The following is an 18795-nucleotide window of genomic DNA, read 5'->3' as shown; positions in this document are numbered from 1 at the left end:
GAGCCCCGCGCGGCCGTGAGCCCGCCCGGCCGTGAGCCCGCGCGGCCCTGAGCTCGCCCGGCCGTGAGCTCGCCCGGCCGTGAGCTCGCCCGGCCGTGAGCCCGTGCGGCCGTGAGCCCGCCCGGCCGTGAGCGCGCGGGCTCCCGCGGCGGGCCCGCCGTCACTCCCCGCGGAGGTCCTTCACGCGCCGGAGCTTGCCGAGCGAGCGCTCCAGCGTCTCCGGTTCGACGATCGCCACGTCCACGGTGACGCCGACGCCGTCCTTGACTCCCTTGGCGATCAGCCCCGCGGCGGCCTCGCGCGTCTCGGGCGGGCAGTCGGCGCGGGCCTCCACGCGGACCGTCATGTGGTCCATGCGGCCGCGCCGGGCGAGCTGGATCTGGAAGTGGGGCGCGACGCCCGGCGTGCGCAGGACGATCTCCTCGATCTGGCTGGGGAAGACGTTCACCCCGCGCAGGATGATCATGTCGTCGCAGCGGCCGGTGATCTTCTCGATGCGGCGGAAGGCCGGGCGCGCCGTCCCGGGCAGCAGCCGGGTCAGATCGCGCGTGCGGTACCGGATGACGGGCAGCGCCTCCTTGGTGAGCGAGGTGAAGACGAGCTCTCCCGCCTCGCCGTCGGGCAGGACCTCGTCCGTGAGGGGGTCGACGACCTCCGGGCGGAAGTGGTCCTCCCACACGTGCAGACCGTCCTTGGTCTCCACGCACTCCTGGGCCACGCCCGGCCCCATCACCTCGGAGAGGCCGTAGATGTCGACGGCGTGGATGTCCATGCGCTCCTCGATCTCGCGGCGCATCGCCTCCGTCCACGGCTCCGCGCCGAAGATGCCGATCCGCAGGGACGTGGAGCGGGGGTCCACGCCCTGGCGCTCGAACTCGTCGAGCAGCGTGAGCATGTAGGACGGGGTGACCATGATGATCTCGGGCTGGAAGTCCTGGATGATCTGCACCTGGCGGGCCGTCATGCCGCCCGAGGCGGGGATGACGGTGCAGCCGGCGCGCTCGGCGCCGTAGTGGGCTCCCAGCCCGCCGGTGAACAGGCCGTAGCCGTAGCTGATGTGCACCTTGTGGCCGGGGCGGCCGCCCGCGGCGCGGATCGAGCGGGCGATCAGGTCGGCCCAGGTGGAGATGTCGTTCTCGGTGTACCCGACGACGGTGGGGCGCCCGGTCGTGCCGCTGGACGCGTGGATGCGGCGGACCTCGGACATGGGGACGGCGAACATGCCGAAGGGGTAGGTGTCCCGCAGGTCCGCCTTCGTGGTGAAGGGGAAGCGGGCCAGGTCCTCCAGCGTCCGGCAGTCGCCCGGGCCGACGCCTGCGTCGTCGAACTTCTTGCGGTACAGCTCCACGTTGTCGTAGGCGTGCTTCAGCGTCGACCTCAGCCGGCGCAGCTGGAGATCCCGCAGCTCGTCCTGGGTCAAGTGCTCCGCGGCGTCCAGCAGTTCCGGGGGACAGGGCTCGCCGCGGCGCCCACCGGCGGCCGGGGTGGTCTTCAGCTCGATGCTCATCGCGACTCCTTGGAAGTGCTGCCCCTCAGGACGCGGCTGCGGCCACGGAACTCCGCGACCACCTCGTCACCGCGCATCACCGTTACGTCGTAGATGCCGCTGCGGCCGAACCGGGTGCGCTCCTCGGCGGTGGCCTCCAGGACATCACCCTCGTACACCGGGGCCACGAAGTCGATGCCGGCTCCCGCCGCCACCGTCACCGGGCCGTGGCTGTTGCAGGCGCAGGCGAAGGCGCTGTCGGCGAGGAGGAAGAGGTACCCGCCGTGGGCGATCCTGTGGCCGTTCACCATCGCGGGGGTCACGGTCATGCGCAGCACGGCGGTCCCCGGGCCGTGCCGCACGAGTTCGATTCCCAGTCGCCGGGAGGCTTCGTCCGCGAAGAACATCGCCTCGACCGGTCCGTCTGCACTGCCGGCGGCCTGCGTCACTGTATCCACCATCTTGTGTCCCGACCGAACATTCGGTTAGCGTGCGGCACGGCCAAGTAATCCAGCAACATCCGGGCATGTCAAGAGGTGGCCGCAGGGCCCGGGGATCCGCTCCCGGCCGCGCTCCACGCGTCATCCGCACCCACGTTCCGCACGTCTTTTGAGGAGGCCGTCCGTGTCCGACGAGGTATTCCTGATCGACGGTGCCCGCACGCCACAGGGGCGCTACGGCGGCGCCCTCGCCACCGTGCGCCCCGACGACCTCGCGGCCCTGGTCGTCGGCGAGGCCGTACGACGCTCCGGCATCCCCGCGGAGGCCGTGGACGAGGTGATCCTGGGCGCCGCCAACCAGGCCGGCGAGGACAACCGCGACGTGGCCAGGATGGCGGTGCTGCTGGCCGGCCTCCCGCACACCGTGCCCGGCTACACCGTGAACCGGCTGTGCGCCTCCGGGCTGACGGCGATCGCCTCGGCGGCCCAGGCGATCCGGTCGGGCGAGGCCGACCTGGTCGTCGCCGGGGGAGTGGAGTCCATGACCCGGGCGCCCTGGGTCATGGAGAAGCCGGGCACTCCGTGGGCCAAGCCGGGCGCGGTCCACGACACCGCCCTGGGCTGGCGCTTCACCAACCCCCGGTTCGCCGCGGCCGACCGCGAGGTGCCCCACGACGCGGGCCCGGAGACGGTCAAGGTCACCCTGTCCATGGGCGAGACCGCCGAGGAGATCGCGGCCCTGGACGGCATCGGCCGCGCCGAGTCCGACGCCTTCGCGCTGCGCAGCCACCAGCGCGCCGTCGCGGCGCAGCGGGCCGGGCACTTCGACCGGGAGATCGTCCCGGTCGCCGTCAAGGACGGCGAGGTCACCCGCGACGAGGGGCCGCGCCCCGGCACGACCCTGGAGAAGCTGGGCACGCTGCGCACCATCTTCCGGCCGGACGGCATCGTGACCGCCGGTTCCTCCTCGCCGCTCTCCGACGGCGCCTCCGCGCTGGTCGTGGCCGGCGCCGCTGCCGTGCGGCGGTACGGCCTCACCCCGCGGGCCCGCATCGTCACCTCGGCCTCCGCCGGGGTCCAGCCGAACGTCATGGGACTCGGCCCGGTGCCCGCCACCCAGAAGGCGCTGACCCGCGCGGGCTGGGAGACGGCGGACCTGGGCGCCGTCGAACTGAACGAGGCGTTCGCCGTCCAGGCCCTGGCCGTCCTCCGCCGGCTCAAGCTGGACGAGGAGAAGGTCAACGCCGACGGCGGCGCGATCGCCCTCGGCCACCCGCTGGGCTGCTCCGGCTCCCGCATCCTGCTCACCCTGCTCGGCCGCATGGAGCGGGAGGACGCCCGCCGGGGCCTGGCCACCCTCTGTGTGGGCGTGGGGCAGGGCGTGGCCATGCTCGTGGAGCGCCCATGACATCCGCCGGACACGACTCCGTCCGGCCGGCGGAGTCCGGGGGCCGGTTCGTCGTCTCCCCTCACCGCCCGGACGTACGCGACGCCGTCGACGCGCGGCACACGACCCGATTCCCGGAGAAGGGGGCCCGAGCATGACCGCAGCACCGGCAGTCGTGGGAGTGATCGGCGGTGGCCGTATGGGCGCCGGCATCGCCCAGTCCTTCGCGACGGCGGGATCGGCCGTCACGATCGTCGAGAGCGACGCGCGCTCGGCGGCCCAGGCGCTCGAACGGGTGGCCACCGGGCTGAGGCGGGCGGCCGAACGCGACCGGCTCGCCGAACCCGCGGACCGGGTGCTCGGCCGCGTCACGACCGTCGCCTCGGTCGCGGACCTGCCCGCGCACGCCGATCTCGTCGTCGAAGCCGTCTTCGAGGACGCCGGGCTCAAGGCGGCCCTGCTGGCGGCGGCCGAGAAGGTGGTGGCCGCGCGGACGGTCCTGGCCAGCAACACCAGTTCGCTCTCGGTGGCCGAACTCGGCTCCGCGCTCACCAGGCCCGGCCGCTTCCTCGGCATGCACTTCTTCAACCCGGTGCCGGCCTCCGAACTCGTCGAGATCGTCGTCGCCCCCGCCACCGGCGACGACACCCTGCGCAGCGCGCTGGACTGGATCCGCTGCCTGGGCAAGAAGGACGTCGTCGTCAAGGACTCCCCGGGCTTCGCCAGCAGCCGGCTGGGCGTGGCCCTGGGCCTGGAGGCGATCCGCATGGTCGAGTCCGGGGTCGCCGAACCCGAGGCCATCGACGACGCCATGCGGCTGGGCTACAAGCACCCGATGGGCCCCCTTCGCCTCACCGACCTGGTCGGACTCGACGTGCGCCTCGCCATCGCCGAGCACCTGCACGCCACCCTCGGCGAGCGCTTCGCCCCACCGCGGCTGCTGCGCGACAAGGTCGCGCGCGGGGAGCTCGGGAGGAAGAGCGGCCAGGGTTTCTACACCTGGGAGTGACCTCTGCCCGGCCGACCGGGAGTGACCTCCGGCCCGGTCGGCCCGACCTTCTCCGGTCCCGCGGCCGGGTTCCGGGCGGTCACCACTTCCACAATCGCGGGAACTCGTCATATCATGAACCGAACGAACGGTCGGTTGGGATTGGTGGTAGGGATGACTGCACAGGCCGGGTCCCCGTCGGTGGACGAGGCGCCGCCCGAACTCCAGAAGCGGTTCGAGGACACGATCGCCCGCGACCAGCGGATCGAGCCCCGGGACTGGATGCCGGACGGCTACCGCAAGACGCTGGTCCGGCAGGTGGCGCAGCACGCCCACTCGGAGATCATCGGCATGCAGCCGGAGGGCGAGTGGATCACCCGCGCGCCGTCCCTGCGCCGCAAGGCGATCCTGTTCGCCAAGGTCCAGGACGAGGCCGGCCACGGGCTGTACCTGTACTCGGCGGCCGAGACCCTCGGCGTCGACCGCGCCGACCTGACCGAGCGGCTGCTCGAAGGCCGTCAGAAGTACTCGTCGATCTTCAACTACCCGACGCGGAACTTCGCCGACGTCGGCGTCATCGGCTGGTTCGTCGACGGCGCCGCCATCTGCAACCAGGTGCCGCTGTGCCGCAGCTCCTACGGCCCCTACGCCCGCGCGATGGTCCGCATCTGCAAGGAGGAGTCCTTCCACCAGCGGCAGGGCTACGAACTGCTGATGACGATGATGCGCGGCACCGACGCCCAGCGCGCGATGGTCCAGGACGCCGTGGACCGCTGGTGGTGGCCGTCCCTGATGATGTTCGGCCCGCCCGACGACGACTCGCCCAACTCGGCGCGGTCCATGGCCTGGAAGATCAAGCGGCACAGCAACGACGAACTGCGCCAGCGGTTCGTCGACATGACCGTGCCGCAGGCCGAGAAGCTCGGCGTGACCCTGCCCGACCCGGACCTGCGCTGGAACGAGGACCGCGGCCGGTACGACTTCGGCACCCCCGACTGGTCCGAGCTCAAGCGGGTGATCACGGGCGACGGGCCGTGCAACGAGGAGCGGATGGCGCGGCGCCGGGCCGCGCACGAGGAGGGTGCCTGGGTGCGCGAGGCGGCAGCCGCGCACGCCGCCAAGCAGGCCGCCAGGACGCAGAACGGAGCAGTGGCATGAGCGACACGCAGGCGAAGAAGGACGGGTGGCCGCTGTACGAGGTCTTCGTACGGGGCAAGCGGGGACTCAACCACGTCCACGTCGGCTCCCTGCACGCGGCCGACGACCGCATGGCCCTCACCCACGCCCGTGACCTGTACACCCGGCGCAACGAAGGCGTGAGCATCTGGGTGGTGCGCTCCGAGCACATCACGGCCTCCACCCGCGACGAGAAGGACCCCTTCTTCGACCCGAGCGCCGACAAGGTCTACCGGCACCCCACCTTCTACGACATCCCCGACGACGTCCCGCACATCTAGGAGCAGGTCATGAGCGACGATCACGTCTACCTGTCCCTGGCCGAGGGACACGAGGACAGCGACGCCCGCTGGGCCTTCGGCACGGGGTTCGAGGACCCGCTGTACGGCGTCAGCACGGACGTCCCCGAGGGCGTCGACCGGGCCGAACTGGCCGCGTGCTGCCTCGCACTCGGCGACGACGCGCTCGTCACCGCCCAGCGGCTGGCCGAGTGGACCACCCGCGCCCCGGAGCTGGAGGAGGAGGTCGCCCTCGCCAACATCGGGCTCGACCTCCTCGGCCAGGCCCGGCTGCTGTACGCCCGCTGCGGCCAGGTCGACGGCACCGGCCGGAGCGAGGACGCCTACGCCTACTTCCGCGACGCGGACGACTTCCGCAACGTGACCCTGGCCGAACTGCCCAACGGCGACTTCGCGTTCTCCATGGCACGGCTGCTGGTCCTCGCCAGCGCGCGGCTGGCCGGTTTCGAGCGCCTCGCCGGCTCCGCCGACCCGGTGCTCGCCGCCATCGCCGCCAAGGGCGTGAAGGAGCTGACGTACCACCGCCAGTACGCGGCCGAGTGGGTCGTCCGGCTCGGCGACGGCACCGCGGAGTCGCACCGGCGCATGCAGGCCGGACTCGACGCGGTGGTGCCGTACCTGCGCGAGGTGGTCACGGCCCACGACGCCGAGGAGGGCGTCCTCGGCGTGCTGCACCAGGTCGCCGAGGCCGCCACGCTGTCGCTGCCGGACGTCCCGGGCATCGCTGAGCCGGCGGCCGGTTCCGGGCGCGAGGGCGAGCACACCGGGCACCTCGCCCCGCTGCTGACGGAACTGCAGAGCGTGGCCCGCGCGCACCCGGAGGCGACATGGTGACCGTCCTCACCGACGTCGGGCGCGCCCGGCACATCGCCGAGCAGGTGCCCGACCCCGAGCTGCCCATGCTCACCCTCGCCGACCTCGGCGTGCTGCGTGAGGTGCGGGTGACGCCCGAGGGCACGGTCGTCGCCGACCTCACGCCCACCTACTCCGGCTGCCCCGCCATGTCCGAGATGCGGGCCGAGGTGTCCGCGCGGCTGAAGGGCGCCGGATACGAGCGGGTGGAGGTGCGCACGGTCCTGGACCCGCCGTGGACCACCGACTGGATCACCGCCGAGGGCCGCCGCAAGCTCGCCGAGCACGGCATCGCCCCGCCCGGGCCGGCGCCCCGCCCGGCGGCGGGCCCCGTGCCGCTGGTGCTGTCGGCCACCCGCGAGGCGGTGGCCTGCCCGCGCTGCGGCGCCACGGACACGGAGGAGACCTCCCGGTTCGGCGCCACCTCCTGCAAGGCGCTGTGGCGCTGCCGCGCCTGCCGCGAACCGTTCGAGTACGTCAAGGAGATCTGATGGAGGACCTGTTGGCCCCCGCCGACGCGGCCCCCGCCCCGGTGCGGCGCACCCGTCGCCGCCCGGCGTTCCACACCTTGCGGGTCGCGGCGATCGAGCGGCTGTGCGAGGACGCGGTCGCGGTGAGCTTCGACATCCCCGACGAGCTGGCGCAGGAGTTCGCCTTCGAGCCCGGCCAGTCGCTCACCCTGCGCCGCGAGGTGGAGGGACGCGACGAGCGGCGCTCGTACTCGATCTGCTCCCCGGCGGGCACCCGGCCCCGGATCGGCGTCCGGGTGGTCCCCGGCGGCCTGTTCTCCTCCTGGCTGGTGAACGAGGTCGAGCCGGGCGACACCGTCGAGGTGATGGGCCCGGTCGGCGCCTTCACCCCCGACCTGACCGTCCCCGGACACCACGTGCTCGTCGCGGCCGGCTCGGGCATCACGCCCATGGTCTCCATCGCCGAGTCGGTCCTCGCCGCCGACGAGTCCTCCCGGGTCACCCTGTTCTACGGCAACCGTCGCACGGGCTCGGTGATGTTCGCCGACGAGCTCGCCGACCTGAAGGACCTCTACCCGGCCCGGTTCCAGCTCGCCCACGTGCTGTCCCGCGAGCCGCGCGAGGCCGAACTGCTCTCCGGCCGGCTGGACGCCGAGCGGCTGGCCGCCCTCATCGACGGCCTGGTCGACGTCTCCGAGGCCGACCACTGGTGGCTGTGCGGTCCGCACGGCATGGTCCTCGACGCCCAGCGCGTCCTGGCCGAGCTGGGCGTGCCGGACGACCGGATCCACCAGGAGCTGTTCTTCGCCGGGGACGAGCCGGTCGTGACGGCCCGCCACGAGGAGCCCGCGGCCGACGGCCCGGTCAGCCAGGTCACCGTCGTCCTGGACGGGCGCTCCACCACCTCCGCGCTCTCCCGCGAGTCCACCATCCTCGACGCCGCGGCCCGGGTCCGCCCCGACCTGCCCTTCGCCTGCAAGGGCGGTGTCTGCGGCACCTGCCGCGCCCACATCACCGACGGCAAGGCGGACATGCGCCGCAACTACGCGCTGGAACCGGCGGAGGTGGACGCGGGATACGTGCTGACCTGCCAGACCTACCCGGTCTCCGAGACCCTGACCGTCGACTACGACAGCTGAGGGGCGGGGAGTCCGGAATCCCGTCGGCGGCGCCGGAAGGGACGGCGACGGTCACCCCTCCCACGGCCGCCAGTCGCCGGCGTCGTCGTCCCTGCGCCACAGGCCGCTGCCGCGGTCGCGCAGCGCCGTGCGCAGTTCGGGTGCGGTGAGCCGGGAGCGGAGCGCGGCGAGGCGGGGCGTGCGCAGGCGGCCTGTCAGCAGGTGGTCGACGGCGATGCCGGCGAGCTGCGAGGGGATACGGCCGCCGTCCGCCGGGCCGTCATCCCGATCCGGCGGATGACCGCCCGCCCGTCCCGCCGTCCGCTCACGGAGACCGTGAAGGCGCCCGCCTCGTCGCCGACCCGGCCGACGAGCCAGGACAGCGCGCGCACCAGCGGGGTCCAGCGCCGGGCGGCGCACGGCCGCCCGGTGCGCGCCCGCACCGCGGGGAAGAGCCCCAACGCCCGGTCGACGGCGGTGAATTCGGTACCGGCCTTGAAGGCGATCGTACGGGCGCCGTACAGCCCGGCCGCGACGTCCAGGTCGGCCATCTCGTACACCTGGTGGACCAGACGGCGGCCGACCGGCGGCGGGAACAGCGTCCACTCGGGCTCCGGCCAGCCGTGGACCGTCCCCCCCGCCGGTGACCGACCGCGTGGCCGCTTCGGTCTTCGTTCCCCCAGCTCGGCTTGTGCGGCACGGCGGTCGGCACCGTCGGGAACCGGACGGCCCGGCAGACCCTCGGGGAGGGGCTGCCGGGCCGTCGCGGTCGCCGGGCGGTGCCGGTGCCGACTCCGGTGCGGGCGGGGGTCAGTGGCCCCCGGCCCCGTCGGGACGGGCGTGGCGCGGCAGGAGGAAGGCGAGCAGGAAGGTCAGGGCGAGCATGCCGTCGACGATCCACAGCACCGTCTTCATGACCGAGCCGAAACCACTCCGGAAGGCCGACGAGGCGGTGGCCTCCAGCGCGCCGGGAATCCGGGCGGCGGCCTGCGGCGAGGTCACGGCCGACCGGGTGTCCTTAGCCAGCCGCCCACAGGACGCCGGGGTCGCGGCGGGATCCTTGGCGACGGCGCGGTCCGAGGCGCAGGTGCGCAGGTCCGCGACGAGGCGGTCCTGGGTGGCGGGCGCCACGTGCGCGGCGGTCAACCGCCCCCGCAGACCGGCCGAGTGGTGGTCCACGGCGGTCGCGATGCCGCCGCCGAGCAGACCGAAGAAGGCGGTGCCGAGGACAGCCACGCCGAAGGCGCCGCCGAGCTGCTGCATCGCGGTCATCGTGCCCGAGGCCGAGCCCGTCTCGTGCTGCTCGACACTGCTGAGCACGATGTCGAAGAACGGCGCCATGAGCAGGCCCATCCCGATGCCGGTGAGGAGCAGGGACGGCAGGAGCTGCCAGGGCCCGACGCCCGAACCCACCATGTCGAGGGTCAGCCACACGCCGAACACGCCCACAGCCATGACCAGCGCGCCCGCCTGGAGCACGGCCCGGCCGAAGCGGGCCACGCCCTGGGCGATCCCGAAGCCGACGATCATGCCGCCCGACCAGGGCACCATCACGAGGCCCGCCTTCAGCGGCGAGTAGCCGAGTCCGATCTGGGTGTACAGGTTGAAGACCAGCATGAAGCCCTGCATGGTCGAGAAGAAGACCAGCCCGAGCGTCATACCGCCGCTGAAGCCGCGCTTGCGGAACAGGCTGGGCACGACCAGCGGATCCCGGCCTGCCCTGCTGCGGCGCGCCTCGTACCAGGCGAAGGCGGCGAAGACGGCCACCGACGCGGCCATCATCGCGAACGTCCACACGGGCCAGTCGTACTCACGGCCCTGGACGAGCGGGAAGATGATGAGCAGGGCCGCCAGCGAGACCAGCAGCATGCCGGGGATGTCGAGGCGCGGACGGTGCTCGGAGCGGCCCCTCGGCAGGTAGCGCAGGGCACCGAGGAAGGCCGCGGCGCCCAGCGGCAGGTTGATCAGGAAGATCATCCGCCAGCCCGTGCCGAAGTAGTCGGCGTCGACCAGCCAGCCGGCCAGGACGGGCCCGCACACCGCCGACAGGCCCATGACGGGGCCGAACAGCCCGAAGGCCTTCTGCGACTCCTGCGGCGGGAACATCTCCTTGATCATGCCGAGGCCCTGAGGCAGCATCACCGCGCCGAACAGCCCCTGGACGATGCGTGCGCCGATCAGCATCTCGGGCGACGCGGATATCGCGCACAGCAGCGAGCCGACGGTGAAGCCGGCGGCTCCCACGAGGAACATCCGGCGGCGGCCGTGGATGTCCCCGAGCCGGCCGCCGGTCACGAGGCCGACGGCCATCGAGAGGGTGTACGCCGCCGCCAGCCACTGGAGGGTGGAGGCGCCGCCGCCCAGGTCGGCCCGCATCGAGGGACCGGCGATGTTCGTGACCACGGCGTCGAGGAGATCCATGACCTCGGCCGCGAGGATCACGAAGAGCGCGGCCCAGCGCCACCGGTAGGGCGCCGGGGAGTCGGTGGGCGCCTCGGCGGACGCGACACCGGTGGTGGACATCGGAACTCCTCGCGGAAGGGCCGCGCACCGCGAAGGCGCGGACGCGGAGATGGATGGAACGCGGGCACAGAACACTGTTCACCTTAACAGAACAGTGCTCACCTGGAGAACGCTGTTCATCAAGATATAGCGCATCCGGTGGAAGTGAACAAGATATATCGCGTGTGGGGGGACGAGCTGGAGCCCGGGGCACGCCGCTCACCGGCGGAGAACAGTGTTCTCCCGGCGCCTAGACTGGGCGCATGACCGACGCGGACGCCGCCACCCCCGCACCCCTTCCGCCGTCCCCCTGGGAGCGCGAGCGGCCCACTCGCGACCGCCCCGCCCCGGCCCGCGCACCGCTCTCACGCGAACGGGTCGTCGAGGCGGCCTTCATCGTGCTGGACCGGCAAGGGCTCGACGGGCTGTCGATGCGCCAGGTGGCCGCCGAACTGGGCGTCACGGTCTCCGCGCTCTACGCCCACGTCAGCTCCAAGGACGATCTCCTGGAGCTGATGTACACCCGGCTCTTCGACGGCTTCACCCTGCCCGAGCCCGATCCCGAGCGGTGGCGCGAGCAGCTGCGGGACTTCGCCCGCTCCGTCCGGCGGCGCCTGCTGTCCCACCGGGACATGGCCAGGATCTCCATGGCCCACGTCCCCTTCACGGCCGAACTGCTGCCGCACGTCGAGTCGTTGCTCGCCGTCTTCCGCACCGCCGGACTGCCCGACCGCATCTCCGCCGAGGCCGGTGACCTCATCTCCACCTACATCGACGGCTTCGTCCTGGAGGAGGGGATGTGGCAGGACCGCGCCGCCCAGCAGAACACCGGCGCCTCCTCCCTGGCCCGCCCCGACTGGCGCGAGATGGCCGACGAGATGCAGAACTACTTCGCGTCCCTGCCCCCCGCCGACTTCCCCCATCTGCGCGCCCTGTCCGGGCTGATGGTGACGGACTCCTCCGACGAGCGGTTCGACATCGGCCTGGAGATCATCCTGCGCGGCCTGGCGAGCTACCTGCCCGAGGCCGGGGCCGAGGGCGGCCACCCGTCGGGGGCGGGGGGCGAGGAGGGGCCGGACGCGTGAGGTGCCGCCCGCGGGTGCGGGACCGCGCGCGGTAGCCGGGCGGGACGGGGACGGGAACGGCCGGCGCCAGGGTGCTGGAGTAGTTCTCTCCAGGAGGAGTCTCCAATGAAGCATCCCCCGGACCGGATCGACGTCGCCGTGGGGCTACGCCGCGTCCTTCAGGACCTGTCCGCCGTGGAACGGTGGGCCGAGGGCGACGGGGCCACGCCACCCGAGCCGTACGCGGACGAAGAACCGTGGGACGGGCCGGAGTTCAGCGTCGAGACCGTCAGTGACAGCAGCATGCACACGGTCGTGGACATCACTCTCCGGCGCGGCCGCGACCGGTCGCTGCCCGGACGGGACCGGCCGGGCGAGGACGAGGTCGCTGCGCTGCGCTCCACCGTGCGGGCGCTGCTGGATCTCGCGGGCGTCGGCTCCGGCCGTGCCTGCACGACCGTCGTGCTGACCGATCGCGGTCCACGGGTCGTCAGTTGCCGCCTCGACGCCGGTGAGACCGTGTTCGCCCGCGAGCCCGTACCCGGACGGGACTGAAGGGAGGAACAGGCCGGGCCGGAAGGAAAGCGGGGCTGCCGGGACAGGGGCGATCGCCCGGCGAGCTGTGCCGTACGGCGAGCGGTGCCCGGCGAGGTGTGCCCGGCGAGGTGTGCCGTACGGCGAGCAGGTGCCCGGCGAGGTGTGCCGTCCCGCGAGCAGGTGCCCGGCGACGTGCGCCGTCCCGCGAGGGGGTACCGGGCGACGAGCGCCGTCCCGCGAGCGGGAACGCGCGTGCCGCACCGGTGGCCGGTCAGGGTGCCGACGCCGCCTTCTTCAAGCGGACGGCGCCGGTACCGGACGCTCGGTACCGGCACCGGTGTCAGGTGTGCGCCGCCCCGCGCGCAAGGGCCGCGCAAGCGTGCTGTGCCCGCTGTCGATACCGGCTCTGACCTGCCGTTACCGTCCGCCTTCCCGAACCGGTCGGGCGGGCGGTATCGACGTGGGAACGGTCCGGGAACGGGCCGCAGGAGAGTTCGTGGTGTCGGGAAGAGGAACCGGGAAAAAACCGGGGATACCACGTAAAGGGGATACATCATGGGACGCAAGTCGGCCGGTCTCGTCGGAATCGTCGCCGCTGTCCTCACCCTCGGCCTCGGAGCCTCGATCGAGGCGGGTCACTCGCAGGACCGCCCCGCCGGCGTGCGGGTCGTCGCCGACGACCGCGGCCCCACCGTGATCACCACGGGTACCCCCGCCGCCAACCCCGCCGACGACCGCGAACCGACCGGCACCGGCGCCTGATCCCCGGCACACGCCACCGCGCCCCGCACCCCGGCCCCGAAGGCCGGTGCGGGGCGCGGTCGTACGCGCACGGCGCGAACGTGCGTCAGCGGCGCCGGTCCGCCGGTACGCCCATCGCGGTGAACAGCTCCTCCGCGGACCGCTCGTGCCCGGCCGCCTCCTCGGTGCGGCCGAGCGCCGCCTGCGCCCGGGCCATGCCGGACAGCGCGTAGGCCACCTCGATCCGGAAGTCCAGCGAGGACGCCACCTCGTGCGCCCGCTCGTGCAGCCCCAGCGCCGTCGTGTGGTCGCCCCGCCGGCTCAGATACCGGCCGACGGTGTTCTCGACCTTGGCCCGACGCAGCGGAGAAACGTTTGCGCTGACGGTGTGCAGCGCCCGGTCCCCGTACTCGACGGCCTGCTCGGTACGGCCCAGCCGGTGGCAGACCTCCGCCGAGAGCGCGAAGGCCAGCGCCACCTGACCGGGATCCCGATTCTCCTCGCACAGGGTCCGCGCCTGCTTGAGGCTCACCTCGGCCGACTCGTCGTCCCCGAGGCAGGCCTGGGCGAACGCCAGGTCCGTCAGCGCGACCACCTTGTTCTCGTGCCGCCCGAGTTCGTCGCAGAGCACGATCGCCCTGCGGGCCGCGGCCGCGGCCTCCTCGTGGCGTCCCCACTGCTCGTACAGCGTGCTGAGCAGCGTCAGGCTCTCCGCCTCCGCGCGGCTCGCGCCCAGCTTCCGCTCGTGGGCGATCGACTTCTCCAGGTGCGACAGCGCCTGCGGGAAGTTCCCCAGCAGACTCTTGAGCTGCCCGAGCGTGCTCTCGCTGTGCGCCAGCGTCTGGAGGTCGCCGAGCCGTTCGGCGACGTCCCGGCCCTCCGTGGCGATCTCGACGGCCTCGGTGAACCGCCCCAGTTTCCAGCAGGCGACACCCAGATTGGACAGGCTGACCCCGAGCAGCGGCAGCTCACCCAGTCGCCGGGCGGCGGACACCGCCTCCAGCCCCATCGAGCGGAACTCCTCCAACTGCCCGCGCGCACTGAGCTGGAACGCCAGATTGCGGGTAAGGAGAACCGTGTGCCGGTCCCGGCCGAGCCGCCGGGAAAGGCCGACCATGCCCAGCAGCGCCCCCTGCTCCCGCGCGAACCAGTGCTCGGCCGGCCCGCGCCCGTCGAACCGCGGTGCCTGCACGGGCCCTTCGTCCGTACCGGTCGGAATCCGGCGCCGTCCCGGGAACATCACCTGGCACGCCGACTCCGTCGCCGTCAGGTAGTAGTCGAGCAGCCGGTGCACCGACGCCTCGTCGTCGTCCTCCGTCACCGCCGCCCGCAGACTGTGCGCGAAGCTGCGCACCAGGTCGTGGAAGGTGTAGAGGCCGATCTCCGGCTGCTGCAGCAGATGCACGTCCAGCAGGATCTCCAGGATGTCCTCGGCATCGCGGGGGTCCGTGCCGAGCAGCGCGGCTGCGGCATGCACGTCGATCTCTCCGCCCGGGTGGAGCGCGAGGATGCGGAACGCGGTCCGGCACTCCTGGTCCAGGGCCTGGTACGACAGACGAAGAGTGGCGGCGACACTGCGCTGCCCCGAACTCAGCTCGTCCAGCCGCCGTGCCTCGTCCCGCAGCCTGTCCGCCAGGTAACGCAGCGTCCAGCGGGGCCGGTTGCGCAGCCGCGCGGTCGCGATCCGCAGGGCCAGCGGCAGATGTCCGCAGAGGCGGGCCAGCTCGGCGGCGGCCTCCGGCTCGGCCGCGTACCGCTGCTCGCCCAGCGTCTCCGCGACCAGCTTCGCGCACTCCTCGGGCGACATCACGTCGACCGAGATCCACTGCGCCGAGTCCAGGTCCACCAGCCGGGCCCTGCTGGTGACCAGCACCAGGCAGCCCGGCGCGGTCGGCAGCAACGGCCGTACGCCGTCCGCGTCCGCCGCGTTGTCCAGCAGGAGCAGCAGCCGTCTGCCGGTGATCGTCGCCCGCCACAGCGCCGTACGGCCCGCGAGGTCCTCCGGGATCCGCTCGCCCGGCACCCCCAGCGCGCGCAGCAGGCTGTCGAGCGCCCCGCCGGGGGTGACCGGCTGCTCGCCCGGGGTGTATCCGCGCAGGTCGATGTAGAGCTGGCCGTCGGGGAAGTCGCCCGCCAGGCTGTGCGCCGCGTGCACGGCGAGCGAGGTCTTGCCGCTGCCGCCCATGCCGTCCAGCGCCACGATCCGCGAGTGACGCGCGTAGTCCCGTCCGGCGCAGTCGAGGAGTTCGCGCAGCTCGCGCTCGCGGCCGGTGAAGTCCGCGAGATCGTACGGCAGGGTGCAGGGAGCGTCGGCGGGCGCGCTCACCGTCGGCGCGGGGACGGGCACCGGGGCCGGCGGGGGAGCGGGCGCCGCCAGCTCCGGACTCTCGCGCAGGATCCCCTCGTACACCTTGGTCAGGCCGGGGCCCGGGTCGACGCCCAGTTCCTCCACCAGGAGTTCACGGACCCGGCTGTACTCCTCCAGCGCCTCCGCCTGCCGGCCCGAGCGGTACAGCGCCAGCATCAGCTGCGCGCGCAGCGTCTCGCGCAGCGGGTGGCTCTGTACGAAGTCCCGCAGGTCCACCACGAGTTCGCCGCTCTCGCCCAGGCCGAGCCGCAGCTCGAAGAGGTGCTCGGCGGCGGCGAGCCGACGCTCCTCGAACGAGGTGGCCGCCGCCTCGATCACGGGACCGCCAGCCCCGGACAGGATCGGACCGCGCCACAGGCCGAGCGCCCGGCGCAGCGCCTCTACGGCCTCGGCCGGCCGGCCCTCACCCTCGGCCGCCCTGGCGGCCTGCACCAGCATCCCGAACTCGGTCAGGTCCAACTGTTCCTGACGGAGCGTCACCCGGTACCCGGGGCCGTCGGTGACGATGACCTCGCCGCCCGCCGGGATACGCCGCCGCAGGTCGGCGACGGCCTTGCGGACCTGATGGGACGCGGTCGCGGGCGGATCCTCGGCCCACGCGGACTCCACGAGCCGGCCGATCGGCAGCACCCGGCCGGTCTCCAGCAACAGTGTGCCGAGGACGCGTTCCTGGATCAGTCCGCCCAGCCGCAGCCGGGCACCGTCCGCCCAGCCCTCCAGCGGGCCGAGCACATTGAAACGCAGTGAACCCGCTTCGGCATCGGTCATGCCGGTGAGCCTCCCCCAGGTCGCGAACTCCACCGATTCCGTCCGCGTCCCGGATCATAGCCCGTTCCCTGGCGCTCGGTAACGAGCCGGTACGCGTTCGGTAAGCACCCCCGCCACCTTGGGATCCAGCAGGCGCCACCGGACGTAAGGCACCGGAATCAAGGCCCTCGCCGTGCGGGCCCCACACGCAAGCCAAGGAGAGTGGTCATGACCGAGCAGGCAGCGACGGACGGACTCGCGAAACAGTTGCGGGCGGCACGCCGGTGGGCGGGAATCACCCAGGAACAACTCGCCGGCCTGTCGACCGTCAGCGTGCGGGCCATCCGCGACCTGGAGCAGGGGCGGGTGCGGCACCCGCGCCGGGAGACGCTCCGGCTGCTCGCCGACGCCATGCGCCTGGGCGACGCCCGCCGCGCGGCGCTGGAACTCGCCGTCGAGGGAGCCCCCGCCGACACCGTGATGCGTGAGGCGTTCGGAGCCGAACTGGCGCCCCCACCGAAGCCGTTGCGCCGGCTGGTCGGCCGTACGGAGGAACTGCGCGCCCTGACCGGACTGCTGTCCACCGAGCACGAGCGACTGCTGACGGTGGTCGGCCTGCCGGGCGTGGGCAAGACCCGGCTCGCCCAGGAGGCCGCCCTGCTGCTGCACACCCGCGACCGGATCCCCGTCCTGTGGGCCGACATGAGCGAGACCGCGAGCGCACCGGCCGCCTCCGACGCCCGCAGCCCGCGCGCGGCACTGACCGGCTGGGCCCGTTCCCTCGCCACCGGCGGCCCGGGACTGGAGGAGCTGGTCTCCGTCGTACGGGGCCGCGCCGCCCTCCTGGTCCTCGACGGCCACGACGCCGTTCCCGGTCTCGTACCGCACCTCATGGAGCTGCTGCACAGCTGCGAACGCCTGAAGGTACTGATCACCGCACGCGAACCGCACCGCACCCCCGGCAACCGGCTGCTGCCGCTCGCCCCCCTGCCGCTCCCCGCTCAGCAGCGGCCCGCCGACGCCCCCACCCCCCTGCCCGGGGAATCCCTCACGGCCGGCGAACCCGCGCTGGAACTGATGCTGTCCTACGTCGGTCACATGCGTCCCGACCTGCTGCCCACGGACTCGGTCGTGCGCACGGTGGCCCGGATATGCCACGCCCTGGACGGGGTGCCCCGGGCGATGGAGTCCGCCGCGTCCTGGCTGCTGCTGCACTCCCTGGAGGAACTGCTGCGAACGGCCCGGACCAGCCCGCTCGACATCGTGGACGACGCCACCCTCGGCGACGCGAGCGGCGAGGGACTGACCGCCCTCCTCACCGCCGCCGTCGACCGCCTCGACGACGCGCAGACCACCCTCCTCGGCGACCTGAGCGCGCTGGCGGACGGCTGGACCGCCGACCAGGCCGCCGCCGTACTGGCCGTCCCCGCCACCACCGTGGCCCGCGAGGTGCACGCGCTGATGCTGCGGGGCCTGGTCCGCCGGCTGCCCGCCGGAGAGGACAGCGCCGGCCGGTTCGGCGTCCTCAACCTGGTCCGCCGGCTCGTGGCCGACCGCGCCGGCGCGGCGGCACACCGGGACGAAGAACTCGTCCACTGAACCACCGAGCCACTGAACGCCCTTCTCCTCTCCCTTTACGCCCGCACCGAAAGGCCTTCACCATGCGCAACCTGATCTCCCTCGCCGACCTCACGCCCGGGCAGCTCGCCCGGATCGTCGCCCGTGCCGTCGCCTTCGGCCGCGGTGACGTCGAGGACCGCCCGCTGACCGGCCGTCAGGTGGGTGTCTACTTCCGCAAGTCGTCCACGCGGACGCGCACCTCGTTCTGGAGCGGGGCCACCCGGCTGGGCGCGGACGTGATCACCTTCGGCCCGGACGAACTCCAGCTGACCACCGGCGAGACGGTGGAGGACACCGCCCGGGTCCTCGGCCAGTACCTGGACGCCCTCGTCGTCCGCACCAACGGCGACGTCGAGGAGATGCGCCGGCTCGGCGGCAGCCCGGACCTCGCGGTGGTCAACGCGCTCAGCCTGGACGAGCACCCCACCCAGGCCATCGCCGACCTGACCACGCTCAGCGAGCACTTCGGGGAGCTCGCCGGCCGGCACGTACTCGTCGTCGGCGAGGGCAACAGCTCCGGAGCGGCCCTCGCCCTGGCCGGCGCGCTCACCCCCGGTCTGCGGGTGACGCTGCTGTGCCCCGAGGGCTACGAAGTGCCCAAGAGCACCCTGGACCTGGTCGACGAACTCGGCGGCGGCGACCACCAGGTGCGCCACATCACCGACCCGGCCGAGGTGGACGGCCCGGTGGACGCGATCTACACGAGCCGCTGGCAGACCATGGGCGTACCCAAGGCCGACCCGAACTGGCTCGCCGCGTTCGACGGGTTCTGCGTCGACCGCGCCTTCTTCGACCGCTTCGGCGGCCCGCACACCGTCTTCCTGCACGACCTGCCCGCCGTGCGCGGCCAGGAGGTCACCGACGAGATCCTGGACGGGGAGCGCAGCCTCGCCTGGCGGCAGGCCCACCACAAGATGACGGCCGCGATGGCGGTCCTGGAGTGGTGCGTGGTGGGCACGCGGGACTGACGGCCCGCGGGCGGCCACACACAGCGGGGCGG

The 18795-nt window shown here is 73.1% G+C and carries 17 protein-coding genes; 12 read left to right on the top strand and 5 right to left on the bottom strand.

The window, feature by feature from the left end; translation table 11 throughout:
- Nucleotides 1-160 precede the first annotated feature (160 nt).
- Together paaK and paaI are read right to left on the bottom strand one after the other, a co-directional pair.
- A complete protein-coding gene (gene paaK / locus N8I86_RS05675) occupies nt 161-1507 on the bottom strand; it encodes a phenylacetate--CoA ligase PaaK (protein WP_263277271.1) in 1347 nt (448 codons plus the stop codon).
- A complete protein-coding gene (gene paaI, locus N8I86_RS05670) occupies nt 1504-1947 on the bottom strand; it encodes a hydroxyphenylacetyl-CoA thioesterase PaaI (RefSeq protein ID WP_107423715.1) in 444 nt (147 codons plus the stop codon). The genes paaK and paaI overlap by 4 nt, the downstream gene beginning before the upstream one ends.
- 163 nt (nt 1948-2110) lie before the next feature.
- On the opposite strand from paaI, the gene N8I86_RS05665 reads away from it, so the two are divergent.
- The 7 genes from N8I86_RS05665 (at nt 2111) to paaE (ending at nt 8237) form a co-directional block, all read left to right on the top strand.
- A complete protein-coding gene (locus tag N8I86_RS05665) occupies nt 2111-3334 on the top strand; it encodes a thiolase family protein (protein ID WP_263277270.1) in 1224 nt (407 codons plus the stop codon).
- 133 nt (nt 3335-3467) lie between these two features.
- On the top strand, nt 3468-4322 hold the full coding sequence (locus N8I86_RS05660; protein ID WP_263277269.1) for a 3-hydroxyacyl-CoA dehydrogenase family protein: 855 nt from the start codon (nt 3468-3470) through the stop codon (nt 4320-4322).
- 153 nt (nt 4323-4475) lie between these two features.
- Nucleotides 4476-5459 carry a 1,2-phenylacetyl-CoA epoxidase subunit PaaA gene (gene paaA, locus N8I86_RS05655; RefSeq protein ID WP_073894719.1) on the top strand — a complete coding sequence of 328 codons (984 nt, stop codon included), beginning with the start codon at nt 4476-4478 and terminating at the stop codon, nt 5457-5459.
- Nucleotides 5456-5758 (top strand): 1,2-phenylacetyl-CoA epoxidase subunit PaaB, encoded by a 303-nt coding sequence (paaB, locus tag N8I86_RS05650; protein ID WP_073894717.1) that lies wholly within the window; start codon nt 5456-5458, stop codon nt 5756-5758. The genes paaA and paaB overlap by 4 nt, the downstream gene beginning before the upstream one ends.
- A gap of 9 nt (nt 5759-5767) precedes the next feature.
- Complete coding sequence (gene paaC / locus N8I86_RS05645; RefSeq protein ID WP_263277268.1) at nt 5768-6610, top strand: 1,2-phenylacetyl-CoA epoxidase subunit PaaC; 843 nt, start codon at nt 5768-5770, stop codon at nt 6608-6610.
- Nucleotides 6604-7119: a 1,2-phenylacetyl-CoA epoxidase subunit PaaD gene (gene paaD, locus N8I86_RS05640; protein ID WP_073894714.1), complete on the top strand. Its 516-nt coding sequence runs from the start codon at nt 6604-6606 to the stop codon at nt 7117-7119. The genes paaC and paaD overlap by 7 nt, the downstream gene beginning before the upstream one ends.
- Nucleotides 7119-8237 (top strand): 1,2-phenylacetyl-CoA epoxidase subunit PaaE, encoded by a 1119-nt coding sequence (gene paaE, locus N8I86_RS05635; RefSeq protein ID WP_073894713.1) that lies wholly within the window; start codon nt 7119-7121, stop codon nt 8235-8237. The genes paaD and paaE overlap by 1 nt, the downstream gene beginning before the upstream one ends.
- Nucleotides 8238-8431: 194 nt before the next feature.
- Here the strand turns inward: paaE and N8I86_RS05630 are convergent, their stop codons facing one another.
- The gene (locus tag N8I86_RS05630) at nt 8432-8767 is read right to left on the bottom strand and encodes a hypothetical protein (protein WP_263277267.1); all 336 of its coding nucleotides are present in this window, start codon (nt 8765-8767) and stop codon (nt 8432-8434) included.
- A gap of 259 nt (nt 8768-9026) precedes the next feature.
- Nucleotides 9027-10739 carry an MFS transporter gene (locus tag N8I86_RS05625; RefSeq protein ID WP_263277266.1) on the bottom strand — a complete coding sequence of 571 codons (1713 nt, stop codon included), beginning with the start codon at nt 10737-10739 and terminating at the stop codon, nt 9027-9029.
- 242 nt (nt 10740-10981) lie between these two features.
- On the opposite strand from N8I86_RS05625, the gene N8I86_RS05620 reads away from it, so the two are divergent.
- The 3 genes from N8I86_RS05620 (at nt 10982) to N8I86_RS05610 (ending at nt 13081) form a co-directional block, all read left to right on the top strand.
- A complete protein-coding gene (locus N8I86_RS05620; protein WP_073894708.1) occupies nt 10982-11803 on the top strand; it encodes a TetR/AcrR family transcriptional regulator in 822 nt (273 codons plus the stop codon).
- A 105-nt stretch (nt 11804-11908) separates the two neighbouring features.
- Nucleotides 11909-12337 carry a hypothetical protein gene (locus tag N8I86_RS05615; protein ID WP_123438793.1) on the top strand — a complete coding sequence of 143 codons (429 nt, stop codon included), beginning with the start codon at nt 11909-11911 and terminating at the stop codon, nt 12335-12337.
- Nucleotides 12338-12874: 537 nt separating this feature from the next.
- The gene (locus N8I86_RS05610) at nt 12875-13081 is read left to right on the top strand and encodes a hypothetical protein (protein WP_123438794.1); all 207 of its coding nucleotides are present in this window, start codon (nt 12875-12877) and stop codon (nt 13079-13081) included.
- Between the two features lie 85 nt (nt 13082-13166).
- Here N8I86_RS05610 and N8I86_RS05605 read toward each other — a convergent pair whose 3' ends face one another.
- A complete protein-coding gene (locus N8I86_RS05605; RefSeq protein WP_263277265.1) occupies nt 13167-16196 on the bottom strand; it encodes an AfsR/SARP family transcriptional regulator in 3030 nt (1009 codons plus the stop codon).
- 207 nt (nt 16197-16403) lie between these two features.
- Here N8I86_RS05605 and N8I86_RS05600 point away from each other — a divergent pair, with 207 nt between their 5' ends.
- Both N8I86_RS05600 and N8I86_RS05595 read left to right on the top strand, forming a co-directional pair.
- Complete coding sequence (locus N8I86_RS05600; RefSeq protein WP_263277264.1) at nt 16404-17774, top strand: helix-turn-helix domain-containing protein; 1371 nt, start codon at nt 16404-16406, stop codon at nt 17772-17774.
- Nucleotides 17775-17836: 62 nt separating this feature from the next.
- Entirely contained in the window at nt 17837-18763 is a 927-nt protein-coding gene (locus N8I86_RS05595) for an ornithine carbamoyltransferase (protein WP_073894701.1), read from the top strand.
- Nucleotides 18764-18795: the final 32 nt, after the last annotated feature.

The organism is Streptomyces albidicamelliae, assembly GCF_025642175.1.
GTDB lineage: Bacteria > Actinomycetota > Actinomycetes > Streptomycetales > Streptomycetaceae > Streptomyces > Streptomyces albidocamelliae.
The sequence above is the reverse complement of the archived record's forward strand: the minus strand, read 5'-3'. Positions and strand labels throughout refer to the sequence as shown.